Source organism: Escherichia sp. E2586 (genome assembly GCF_005781105.1).
Lineage (GTDB): Bacteria > Pseudomonadota > Gammaproteobacteria > Enterobacterales > Enterobacteriaceae > Escherichia.
Genome location: NZ_VATN01000006.1, coordinates 226408 through 239487, shown reverse-complemented (window position 1 = coordinate 239487; position 13080 = coordinate 226408). Strand labels below are relative to the sequence as shown.

Here is a 13080-nt window from a genome sequence, read left to right as displayed (position 1 = left end):
TAAACGCCTTATCCGGTCGGCGGGGAGCATTTGTAGGCCTGATAAGACGCGCCAAGCGTCGCATCAGGCATTGGCACGGTTGCCGGATGAATCCAACTACAACCTTACTTATTCTGCGTGTGCAGCATATAGTTCACATCAACGCCGGGGCCGAGCTTAAAAGTATTAGTGATCGGGTTATAATGCAGCCCGATCATATGGCGCTCTTTTAGACTGGTTTGATCCACCCAGCCCAGCAATTCTGCCGGTTTAATAAACTTCTTCACGTCGTGCGTGCCTTTAGGCACCATGCGCAAAATATATTCAGCGCCGACCACCGCCATTAGCCACGACTTGCCATTACGATTAAGCGTGGAGAAAAAGACATCGCCACCCGGTTTTACCAGTTGTGCACAGGCTCTGACCACTGACTGCGGATCGGGAACGTGTTCCAGCATCTCCATGCAGGTCACCACATCATACTGCCCGGCATGTTTTGCCGCGTGTTCTTCCACGGTTTCCTGTACGTACTCTACCTGAATACCGCTTTCCAGCGCGTGCAGCTTTGCCACCTGCAATGGCTCAAAGCCCATATCCAGACCGGTCACCGTCGCGCCTTCGCGCGCCATACTCTCGGCCAGAATGCCGCCGCCGCAACCAACATCGAGCACCTTTTTGCCAAATAAACCGCCAGCACGCTCGGCAATATAGCCCAGACGCAGCGGGTTAATGCGGTGCAGTGGTTTGAACTCGCCTTCCAGATCCCACCAGCGGGAGGCGACGGCTTCAAATTTAGCGATCTCTTCGTGGTCTACGTTATGGTTTACCGGCGATTTTTCGGCATTCATTGGCACTTCTACTCCGTAATTGGCAAGGCAATCGAGTATATCAGGCATTGGATGTGAATAAAGCGTATTGGTTTACCTCAATCTGCGCGGCTGTGTTATAATTTGCGACCTTTGAATCCGGGATACAGTAGAGGGATAGCGGTTAGATGAGCGACCTTGCGAGAGAAATTACACCGGTCAACATTGAGGAAGAGCTGAAAAGCTCCTATCTGGATTATGCGATGTCGGTCATTGTTGGCCGTGCGCTGCCAGATGTCCGAGATGGCCTGAAGCCGGTACACCGTCGCGTACTTTACGCCATGAACGTACTAGGCAATGACTGGAACAAAGCCTATAAAAAATCTGCCCGTGTCGTTGGTGACGTAATCGGTAAATACCATCCCCATGGTGACTCGGCGGTCTATGACACGATCGTCCGCATGGCGCAGCCATTCTCGCTGCGTTATATGCTGGTAGACGGTCAGGGTAACTTCGGTTCTATCGACGGCGACTCTGCGGCGGCAATGCGTTATACGGAAATCCGTCTGGCGAAAATTGCCCATGAACTGATGGCCGATCTCGAAAAAGAGACGGTCGATTTCGTTGATAACTATGACGGCACGGAAAAAATTCCTGACGTCATGCCGACCAAAATTCCTAACCTGCTGGTGAACGGTTCTTCCGGTATCGCCGTAGGTATGGCAACCAACATCCCGCCGCACAACCTGACGGAAGTCATCAATGGTTGTCTGGCGTATATCGATGATGAAGACATCAGCATTGAAGGGCTGATGGAACACATCCCGGGCCCGGACTTCCCGACGGCGGCAATCATTAACGGTCGCCGCGGTATTGAAGAAGCTTACCGTACCGGTCGCGGCAAGGTGTATATCCGCGCTCGCGCAGAAGTGGAAGTTGACGCCAAAACCGGGCGTGAAACCATTATCGTCCACGAAATTCCGTATCAGGTGAACAAAGCGCGCCTGATCGAGAAGATTGCGGAACTGGTAAAAGAAAAACGCGTGGAAGGCATCAGCGCGCTGCGTGACGAGTCTGACAAAGACGGCATGCGCATCGTGATTGAAGTGAAACGCGATGCGGTCGGTGAAGTGGTGCTCAACAACCTCTACTCCCAGACCCAGTTGCAGGTTTCTTTCGGTATCAACATGGTGGCATTGCACCATGGTCAGCCGAAGATCATGAACCTGAAAGACATCATCGCGGCGTTTGTTCGTCACCGCCGCGAAGTGGTGACCCGTCGTACCATTTTCGAACTGCGTAAAGCTCGCGACCGTGCGCATATCCTTGAAGCATTAGCTGTGGCGCTGGCGAACATCGACCCGATCATCGAACTGATCCGTCATGCGCCGACGCCTGCAGAAGCGAAAACCGCGCTGGTTGCTAATCCGTGGCAGCTGGGCAACGTTGCCGCGATGCTGGAACGTGCTGGCGACGATGCTGCGCGTCCGGAATGGCTGGAGCCAGAGTTCGGCGTGCGCGATGGTCTGTACTATCTGACCGAACAGCAAGCCCAGGCGATTCTGGATCTGCGTTTGCAGAAACTGACTGGCCTTGAGCACGAAAAACTGCTCGACGAATACAAAGAACTGCTGGATCAGATCGCGGAACTGCTGCGTATTCTTGGCAGCGCCGATCGTCTGATGGAAGTGATCCGCGAAGAGCTGGAGCTGGTTCGAGAACAGTTCGGTGACAAACGTCGTACTGAAATCACCGCCAACAGCGCAGACATCAACCTGGAAGATCTGATCACCCAGGAAGATGTCGTCGTCACGCTCTCTCACCAGGGCTACGTGAAGTATCAGCCGCTTTCTGAATACGAAGCGCAGCGTCGTGGCGGGAAAGGTAAATCTGCCGCACGTATTAAAGAAGAAGACTTTATCGACCGACTGCTGGTGGCGAACACTCACGATCATATCCTGTGCTTCTCCAGCCGTGGTCGTGTCTATTCGATGAAAGTTTATCAGTTGCCGGAAGCCTCTCGTGGTGCACGCGGTCGTCCGATCGTCAACCTGCTGCCGCTGGAGCAGGATGAACGTATCACCGCGATCCTGCCGGTGACCGAGTTTGAAGAAGGCGTGAAAGTCTTCATGGCGACCGCTAACGGTACTGTGAAGAAAACCGTCCTCACCGAGTTCAACCGTCTGCGTACCGCCGGTAAAGTGGCGATCAAACTGGTTGAAGGCGATGAGCTGATCGGCGTTGACCTGACCAGTGGCGAAGATGAAGTAATGTTGTTCTCCGCCGAAGGTAAAGTGGTGCGCTTTAAAGAGTCTTCTGTCCGTGCGATGGGCTGCAACACCACCGGTGTTCGCGGTATTCGCTTAGGCGAAGGCGATAAAGTCGTCTCTCTGATCGTGCCGCGTGGCGATGGCGCAATCCTCACCGCAACGCAGAACGGTTATGGTAAACGTACCGCAGTGGCGGAATACCCAACCAAGTCGCGTGCGACGAAAGGGGTTATCTCCATCAAGGTTACCGAACGTAACGGTTTAGTGGTTGGCGCGGTGCAGGTAGATGATTGCGACCAGATCATGATGATCACCGATGCCGGTACGCTGGTACGTACTCGCGTTTCGGAAATCAGCATCGTTGGCCGTAACACCCAGGGCGTGATCCTCATCCGTACTGCGGAAGATGAAAACGTAGTGGGCCTGCAGCGTGTTGCTGAACCGGTTGACGAAGAAGATCTGGATACCATCGACGGCAGTGCCGCGGAAGGGGACGATGAAATCGCTCCGGAAGTGGACGTTGACGACGAACCGGAAGAAGAATAATTTCATCGCTTCATGACCGAAGGGAGTAAACATCCCTTCTTCGAAATGAAAAGTCCAGGCTGCAAAGTCTGGGCTTTTGTCGTATTAGGGCGCGCTAAAGGGCGGGTTCGTTCGTCAAAAATGACGGTTATACACAAGGAATGTGGCAATGAGCGGTGAAAAAAAGGCGAAAGGCTGGCAGTTTTATGGCCTTATAGGTGTCGGTGTTGTTGCGCTCCTTTCCGCGGGCGTCTGGGCATTGCAATACACTGGCAGCGGTCCAGAAAAAACGTTGTCGCCGCTGGTAGTGCACAATAATTTGCAAATCGATCTCAATGAGCCTGACCTCTTTCTCGATAGCGACTCTCTAAGCCAGCTTCCCAAAGATCTCCTTACTATTCCTTTTCTCCACGATGTCCTGAGTGAAGATTTCGTTTTCTATTATCAGAATCATGCCGATCGTCTGGGCATTGAAGGCAGTATTCGCCGCATTGTCTATGAACACGATCTCACGCTGAAAGATAAGCTCTTTTCGTCGCTCTTAGACCAGCCCGCGCAGGCGGCACTGTGGCACGATAAACAAGGCCATCTTTCACATTATATGGTGCTTATCCAGCGTAGTGGCTTGAGCAAGTTGCTGGAGCCATTGCTGTTTGCTGCTACCAGCGACAGCCAGTTAAGCAAGACGGAAATCAGTAGTATTAAGCTAAATAGTGAAACCATCCCTGTTTATCAGTTGCGCTATAACGGCAATAATGCCCTGATGTTCGCGACATATCAGGACAAGATGCTGGTGTTTTCCAGCACGGATATGCTGTTTAAAGATGACCAGCAGGATACCGAAGCCACGGCGATCGCAAGTGATTTGTTGAGCGGCAAAAAACGCTGGCAAGCCAGCTTCGGTCTGGAAGAGCGTACTGCCGGAAAAACACCAGTACGCCAGCGCATCGTGGTCAGTGCAAATTTGCTGGGTTTTGGCTACCAGCGATTAATGCCTTCTTTTGCTGGCGTACGCTTCGAAATGAGCAACGACGGCTGGCATAGCTTTCTGGCGTTAAATGATGCATCCGCTAGCGTGGATGCCAGTTTCGATTTTACGCCGGTATGGAGCAGTATGCCTGCCGGGGCAAGCTTCTGCGTGGCGGTGCCTTACTCGCACGGTATTGCTGAAGAGATGCTCTCACAAATCGCTCAGGAAAACGACAAGTTGAATGGGGCATTAGATGGTGCCGCCGGGCTGTGCTGGTATGAGGATTCAAAACTGCAAACCCCGCTGTTTGTTGGTCAGTTTGATGGCACTGACGAACAGGCGCCATTGCCAGGGAAACTGTTTACCCAAAATATTGGTGCTCGTGAAAGCAAAGCGCCAGAAGGCGTATTACCGGTAACTCAAACTCAGCAGGGCGAAGCGCAAATCTGGCGTCGCGAAGTGAGTTCCCGATACGGTCAGTATCCGAAAGCGCAGGCGGCGCAACCAGATCAATTAATGTCGGATTATTTTTTCCGCGTGTCGCTGGCGATGCAAAACAAAACGCTGCTTTTCTCCCTCGATGACACGCTGGTTAATAACGCGCTGCAAACACTGAATAAAACCCGCCCGGCAATGGTGGATGTGATACCCACTGATGGCGTCGTTCCGGTCTATATCAATCCACAAGGAATGGCGAAACTGCTGCGTAACGAAACGCTGACCAGTCTGCCGAAGAATCTCGAACCGGTTTTTTATAACGCCGCACAAACTTTATTAATGCCGAAACTGGACGCTTTATCGCAACAGCCTCGTTATGTCATGAAGCTGGACCAGATGAAACCGGGCGCCGCCTGGCAATGGTTGCCAATCAACTGGCAGCCATTATGAGGCGTGGACTGCTGGCACTGATTTGCTGGCTGTGTTGTTTTGTTGCTCATAGCGAAATGCTGAATGTCGAACAATCGGGACTATTTCGTGCCTGGTTTGTGCGCATTGCGCAGGAACAGCTACGCCAGGGGCCAAGCCCACGTTGGTATCAGCAGGATTGCGCTGGCCTGGTACGCTTTGCAGCGAACGAGTCGCTGAAAGTTCACGATAGCAAATGGCTTAAAAGTAACGGTCTGTCAAACCAGTATCTACCGCCAGAAATGACGCTAACACCTGAGCAACGACAACTGGCACAAAACTGGAACCAAGGGAACGGGAAAACCGGCCCCTACGTGACCGCGATTAATTTGATTCAGTACAACAGCCAGTTTATTGGCCAGGACATAAACCAGGCACTGCCAGGCGATATGTTTTTTTTCGATCAGGGCGATGCCCAGCACTTAATGGTCTGGATGGGGCGTTACGTCATCTACCACACCGGAAGCGCCACGAAAACTGACAACGGAATGCGCGCAGTCAGTCTGCAACAACTTATGACATGGAAGGACACCCGATGGATACCCAACGATTCCAATCCCAATTTCATTGGCATTTATCGTTTAAATTTTCTGGCACAATAGCGGCCTGCCTGTGCCTGTCTCTTGTGGGGGCGGGGCTTGTTAATGCTGACGATTCGCTTCCTTCCAGCAACTATGCGCCACCAGCCGGGGGAACGTTCTTTTTGCTCGCTGATAGCAGTTTTAGCAGCAGCGAAGAGGCGAAAGTGCGGCTGGAAGCGCCGGGGCGCGATTATCAACGTTATCAGATGGAAGAGTACGGCGGCGTGGATGTTCGTCTGTATCGTATTCCTGATCCGATGGCATTTCTGCGTCAGCAGAAAAACCTGCACCGCATTGTAGTACAACCGCAGTATCTGGGCGACGGTCTGAACAATACGCTAACCTGGCTGTGGGATAACTGGTACGGCAAATCTCGCCGTGTCATGCAGCGTTCTTTCTCTTATCAGTCACGGCAGAATGTGACCCAGGCATTACCGGAATTGCAGCTCGGCAATGCCATCATCAAACCTTCCCGTTATGTACAAAACAGCCAGTTTTCACCGCTGAAGAAATATCCACTGGTGGAACAGTTCCGTTATCCACTATGGCAGGCAAAACCGGTTGAGCCGCAGCAAGGGGTAAAACTGGAAGGCGCATCCAGTAACTTCATCTCGCCGCAGCCGGGCAACATCTATATTCCTCTCGGCAAACAAGAGCCGGGGCTGTATCTCGTCGAAGCGATGGTGGGTGGTTATCGGGCAACAACGGTGGTGTTTGTCTCCAATACCGTGGCGTTGAGTAAAGTGTCGGGTAACGAGCTTCTGGTATGGACCGCTGGCAAAAAGCAGGGGGAAGCGAAGCCTGGATCAGAAATCCTGTGGACTGACGGTCTTGGCGTGATGACCCGAGGCGTCACCAATGACAGCGGCACCTTGCAGTTACAACATATATCGCCTGAACGTTCATATATTCTGGGTAAAGATGCTGAAGGCGGCGTTTTTGTCTCCGAGAACTTCTTCTACGAAAGCGAAATCTACAATACCCGCTTGTATATCTTTACCGATCGCCCGCTATATCGCGCAGGCGACCGTGTCGATGTTAAAGTGATGGGCCGCGAGTTTCACGATCCGTTGCATTCATCCCCTATCGTCAGCGCACCGGCGAAGCTTTCAGTGCTGGACGCCAACGGCAGCCTGTTGCAAACCGTCGATGTCACGCTTGATGCGCGTAATGGCGGGCAGGGGAGTTTCCGCCTGCCAGAAAATGCCGTTGCCGGAGGTTATGAGTTACGCCTGGCTTACCGCAAGCAGGTCTATAGCAGCAGTTTTCGCCTGGCAAACTACATCAAACCACATTTCGAAATTGGTTTAGCTCTCGACAAAAAAGATTTCAAAACTGGCGAAGCGGTCAGCGGCAAACTGCAACTGCTCTACCCGGATGGCGAGCCGGTAAAAAATGCCCGCGTGCAGTTAAGTTTGCGCGCCCAACAACTTTCGATGGTCGGTAACGATTTGCGTTATGCCGGGCGCTTCCCTGTGTCGCTTGAAGGCAGTGAAACAGTTTCAGACGCCAGCGGTCATGTGGCGTTAAATCTTCCCGCAGCAGATAAACCGAGCCGCTATTTACTGACCGTCTCCGCCAGCGACGGCGCGGCATATCGTGTTACCACAACCAAAGAGATCCTCATTGAACGCGGTCTGGCGCATTACTCTCTAAGCACCGCCGCACAATACAGTAATAGCGGCGAGTCGGTTGTTTTCCGTTATACCGCGCTGGAATCTTCAAAGCAGGTTCCTGTTAAGTATGAGTGGTTACGTCTGGAAGACCGAACAAGCCACAGCGGAGATCTACCGTCTGGCGGTAAATCCTTCACCGTTAATTTCGAAAAACCTGGCAACTACAATCTGACATTACGCGATAAAGACGGCTTAATTCTCGCCGGGTTAAGCCATGCCGTCAGCGGTAAGGGCAGCACGGCGCATACTGGTACGGTAGATATCGTGGCGGATAAAACGCTGTACCAGCCAGGCGAAACCGCGAAGATGCTGATTACCTTCCCGGAGCCTATTGATGAAGCGTTATTGACGCTGGAACGCGATCGCGTGGAACAGCAGTCGCTGCTATCGCATCCGGCAAACTGGCTGGCGCTACAACGCTTAAACGATACCCAGTATGAAGCCCGCGTTCCGGTGAGCAATACCTTTGCGCCCAACATCACTTTTTCGGTGCTGTATACCCGTAACGGTCAGTACAGTTTTCAGAACGCTGGGATCAAAGTTGCCGTTCCTCAGCTGGATATCCGGGTGAAAACGGACAAAACCCATTACCAGCCAGGTGAACTGGTCAATGTCGAATTAACCTCGTCGCTGAAAGGTAAACCTGTTTCTGCACAGCTAACGGTTGGCGTGGTCGATGAAATGATCTACGCGCTGCAACCGGAAATCGCGCCGAGTATCGGCAAATTTTTCTATCCGCTGGGACGTAACAATGTACGCACCAGTTCCAGTCTGTCATTTATCAGCTACGACCAGGCGCTCTCCAGCGAGCCGGTTGCACCTGGCGCGACTAACCGCAGCGAGCGTCGAGTAAAAATGCTTGAACGTCCACGGCGTGAAGAGGTGGATACCGCGGCATGGATACCGTCGCTAACCACGGATAAACAAGGCAAAGCGTACTTTACATTCCTGATGCCGGATTCGTTAACGCGCTGGCGCATTACCGCTCGAGGGATGAACGGCGACGGACTGGTCGGGCAGGGGCGTGCTTATCTGCGTTCGGAAAAAAATCTCTACATGAAGTGGAGTATGCCAACGGTCTATCGCCTTGGCGACAAACCAGCGGCAGGGCTGTTTATCTTCAGTCAGCAGGATAACGAACCGGTAGAGCTGGTGAGTAAATTTGCGGGCGACGAGATGCGCCAGACGCTGACACTGCATAAGGGGGCGAACTATATTTCGCTGGCGCAGAACATTCAGCAATCTGGCTTGTTAAGCGCAGAACTGCAACAAAATGGGCAAGTGCAGGACAGCATTAGCACAAAACTGTCTTTTGTTGATAACAGCTGGCCCGTTGAACAGCAGAAAAACGTCATGCTCGGCGGTGGCGATAATGCGCTGATGTTGCCCGAGCAGGCGAGCAATATCCGGCTGCAAAGTAGCGAAACGCCGCAGGAGATTTTCCGCAACAATCTTGATGCGTTAATAGAGGAACCCTGGGGTGGCGTGATCAACACCGGTAGCCGTCTGATCCCGCTCAGTCTTGCCTGGCGTTCGCTTGCCGATCATCAAAGTGCCGCCGCTAACGACATTCGTCAGATGATTCAGGATAACCGTCTGCGGCTGATGCAACTGGCGGGGCCAGGAGCGCGCTTTACCTGGTGGGGTGAAGATGGCAATGGCGACGCATTCCTCACGGCATGGGCATGGTACGCCGACTGGCAAGCGAGCCAGGCCCTTGGCGTGACGCAACAACCGGAATACTGGCAACATATGCTCGACAGCTACGCGGAGCAGGCGGATAACATGCCGTTATTGCATCGGGCGCTGGTGCTGGCGTGGGCGCAGGAGATGAATCTGCCGTGCAAAACGTTGTTGAAAGGGTTGGATGAAGCTATCGCCCGGCGCGGAACTAAAACAGAAGATTTCTCTGAGGAAGACACCAGCGATATCAATGACAGTTTGATCCTTGATACACCGGAATCTCCGCTGGCAGATGCGGTGGCAAACGTCTTAACCATGACGTTGCTGAAAAAAACGCAGTTGAAGTCCACTGTGATGCCACAGGTTCAGCAATATGCGTGGGATAAAGCGGCAAACAGCAATCAGCCGCTGGCGCATACGGTTGTGCTGCTTAATAGCGGTGGCGACACCACCCAGGCGGCCGCTATTTTAAGTGGTTTGACCGCTGAGCAATCCACTATTGAGCGCGCGCTGGCCATGAACTGGCTGGCGAAATATATGGCGACGATGCCCCCGGTTGTATTACCTGTGCCTGCGGGTGCATGGGCCAAACATAAGTTAACCGGAGGGGGCGAATACTGGCGTTGGGTTGGTCAGGGCGTGCCGGAAATTCTCTCTTTTGGTGACGAATTACCGCCGCAGAACGTGCAGGTCCGCTGGCGTGAACCGGCAAAAACGGCTCAACAAAGTAATATTCCGGTGACCGTTGAACGCCAGTTGTATCGGCTTATCCCCGGTGATGAAGAAATGAGTTTTACGTTGCAGCCGGTGACCAGCAATGAGATTAACAGCGATGCGCTGTATCTCGATGAAATCACGCTTACCAGCGAGCAGGATGCAGTTCTGCGCTACGGTCAGGTGGAAGTCCCACTGCCGCCGGGAGCCGATGTTGAACGGACAACGTGGGGCATTTCGGTCAATAAACCCAACGCCGCGAAACAGCAGGGGCAATCGCTGGAAAAAGCGCGTAATGAAATGGGCGAACTGGCCTATATGGTGCCGGTGAAAGAACTGACGGGAACGGTCACTTTCCGCCATCTGCTGCGCTTCTCACAAAAAGGGCAATTCGTTCTGCCGCCTGCTCGCTATGTGCGTTCCTATGCACCTGCGCAGCAAAGCGTTGCGGCAGGTAGCGAATGGACCGGAATGCAGGTGAAATAAGTGAACTGGCGCAGAGTCGTTTGGCTATTAACGCTGGTTACCCTGCCGACGTTTGCACAGGAGACGCCGTTACAACTGGCGCTGCGGGGCGCGCAGCATGACCAACTGTATCAGTTATCGTTGTCAGGCGTGACAAATGTCTCGACGTTACCTGACACGCTCACCACGCCGTTAGGGAGTTTGTGGAAACTGTATGTTTACGCCTGGCTGGAGGATACCCATCAACCGGAGCAGCCATACCAGTGTCGCGGCAACTCCCCGGAAGAAGTTTATTGTTGCCAGGCGGGGGAGAGCATAACGCGCGATACCGCGCTGGTACGCTCCTGCGGACTCTATTTTGCACCGCAGCGGTTGCACATTAGCGCGGATGTATGGGGGCAATACTGGCAACCGCGTCAGGCTCCGGCGTGGTTAGCATCTCTTTCTACGCTGAAACCAGAAACGTCGGTAACCGTTACATCGCTGCTTGATTCATTAGCGACGTTACCCGCGCAAAACAAAGCTCAGGAAGTCTTACTGGATGTTGTGCTGGACGAGGCGAAAATCGGTGTTGCGTCTATGCTCGGTAGTCGTGTGCGGGTGAAAACCTGGAGCTGGTTTGCCGATGATAAACAGGAAATCCGCCAGGGTGGTTTTGCCGGATGGTTAACTGATGGCACGCCGCTGTGGGTTGCAGGTAGTGGCACCAGCAAGACAGTACTGACCCGTTATGCGACGGTACTTAATCAGGTTTTGCCTGTGCCGACGCAAGTTGCCAGCGGGCAATGTGTACTGGTGGATCTGTTTGCTCGCTATCCGTTGAAGAAAGTCACTGAGGAAAAGAGCACGACGGCAGTAAAACCTGGTGTGCTCAATGGGCGCTATCGTGTGACGTTCGCCAATGGTAACCACATTACGTTTGTTAGCCGTGGTGAGACGACGTTACTGACGGAGAAGGGCAAACTGAAATTACAGTCGCATCTCGATCGTGAAGAGTACGTTGCCAGAGTTCTGGATCGCGAGGCGAAAAGTACGCCCCCTGAGGCAGCGAAAGCCATGACCGTGGCGATTCGCACTTTTTTACAGCAAAACGCCAATCGGGAAGGCGATTGCCTGACCATTCCCGACAGCAGCGCCACGCAGCGTGTTTCTGCTTCGCCAGCCACCACGGGGGCGCGAACGATGACCGCCTGGACGCAGGATCTCATCTATGCGGGCGATCCGGTTCATTATCATGGCAGTCGCGCTACCGAAGGCACGCTTTCCTGGCGGCAAGCCACGGCCCAGGCGGGGCAGGGAGAGCGTTACGACCAGATACTCGCGTTTGCTTATCCCGATAACAGCCTTAGCCGCTGGGGAGCGCCACGCTCAACCTGCCAGTTATTACCCAAAGCGAAAGCCTGGCTGGCGAAAAAAATGCCGCAGTGGCGGCGTATATTACAAGGCGAGACGGGGTACAACGAACCAGACGTGTTTGCGGTCTGTCGTTTAGTCTCAGGTTTCCCCTATACCGATCGGCAGCAGAAACGGCTGTTTATTCGTAACTTCTTTACGCTTCAGGATCGGCTGGATTTAACCCATGAGTATCTGCACCTGGCCTTTGATGGTTATCCCACCGGGCTTGATGAGAACTATATCGAAACGCTGACCCGACAATTATTAATGGACTAATGCTATGCGAAAGATTTTTCTTCCGTTGTTACTGGTGGCGCTTTCGCCTGTCGCTCACAGTGAAGGTGTGCAGGAAGTCGAGATTGATGCTCCGCTCTCTGGCTGGCATCCGGCAGAGGGCGAAGATGCCAGTTTTTCACAATCGATCAATTACCCGGCGTCGTCCGTCAACATGGCAGATGATCAAAATATCTCTGCGCAAATCCGCGGCAAAATAAAAAATTATGCTGCGGCGGGAAAAGTCCAGCAGGGGCGACTGGTGGTCAACGGTGCCAGTATGCCGCAGAGAATTGAATCCGATGGTTCATTTGCACGCCCTTATATTTTCACGGAAGGCAGTAACAGCGTGCAGGTCATCAGCCCCGATGGGCAAAGCCGACAAAAAATGCAGTTTTACTCTACGCCGGGGGCTGGAGCGATTCGCGCGCGTTTACGGCTGGTTCTCTCGTGGGATACGGACAATACCGACCTCGACCTTCACGTTGTTACGCCCGATGGAGAGCATGCCTGGTACGGTAATACCGTGCTGAAAAACAGTGGTGCACTGGATATGGATGTCACGACGGGGTACGGACCCGAGATTTTCGCCATGCCAGCGCCAGTTCACGGCCGTTATCAGGTGTATATCAACTACTACGGCGGGCGCAGTGAAACGGAATTAACTACCGCCCAACTGACACTGATCACCGATGAAGGATCGGTCAATGAGAAACAGGAAACATTTATTGTACCGATGCGTAATGCTGGCGAGCTGACGCTGGTGAAAAGTTTTGACTGGTGATTAATGGGGTTACCTTCGCTGCCGATGTTCAAGAAAACGCCCGATAACTTTCG

The 13080-nt window shown here is 53.1% G+C and carries 7 protein-coding genes; 6 read left to right on the top strand and 1 reads right to left on the bottom strand.

Annotated features, from left to right (window positions below):
- Positions 1-104 precede the first annotated feature (104 nt).
- On the bottom strand, positions 105-827 hold the full coding sequence (ubiG, locus tag FEK50_RS06260) for a bifunctional 2-polyprenyl-6-hydroxyphenol methylase/3-demethylubiquinol 3-O-methyltransferase UbiG (RefSeq protein ID WP_130207157.1): 723 nt from the start codon (positions 825-827) through the stop codon (positions 105-107).
- Positions 828-973: 146 nt separating this feature from the next.
- Between ubiG and gyrA the strand changes: the two genes are divergently transcribed.
- The 6 genes from gyrA to FEK50_RS06230 all read left to right on the top strand — a co-directional run bounded on the left by gyrA (position 974) and on the right by FEK50_RS06230 (position 13027).
- Positions 974-3601, top strand: a complete 2628-nt coding sequence (gene gyrA / locus FEK50_RS06255; RefSeq protein WP_001281237.1) for a DNA topoisomerase (ATP-hydrolyzing) subunit A — start codon at positions 974-976, stop codon at positions 3599-3601.
- Between the two features lie 148 nt (positions 3602-3749).
- The gene (locus FEK50_RS06250) at positions 3750-5438 is read left to right on the top strand and encodes a DUF2138 domain-containing protein (RefSeq protein WP_131162019.1); all 1689 of its coding nucleotides are present in this window, start codon (positions 3750-3752) and stop codon (positions 5436-5438) included.
- Entirely contained in the window at positions 5435-6058 is a 624-nt protein-coding gene (locus FEK50_RS06245; protein WP_131162018.1) for a DUF1175 domain-containing protein, read from the top strand. Before FEK50_RS06250 ends, FEK50_RS06245 begins: the two co-directional genes overlap by 4 nt.
- A gap of 23 nt (positions 6059-6081) precedes the next feature.
- Positions 6082-10596 (top strand): alpha-2-macroglobulin, encoded by a 4515-nt coding sequence (locus tag FEK50_RS06240; RefSeq protein ID WP_205712944.1) that lies wholly within the window; start codon positions 6082-6084, stop codon positions 10594-10596.
- Positions 10597-12246 (top strand): YfaQ family protein, encoded by a 1650-nt coding sequence (locus FEK50_RS06235; protein ID WP_131162017.1) that lies wholly within the window; start codon positions 10597-10599, stop codon positions 12244-12246.
- A gap of 4 nt (positions 12247-12250) precedes the next feature.
- Entirely contained in the window at positions 12251-13027 is a 777-nt protein-coding gene (locus FEK50_RS06230) for a YfaP family protein (protein ID WP_001225847.1), read from the top strand.
- Positions 13028-13080: the final 53 nt, after the last annotated feature.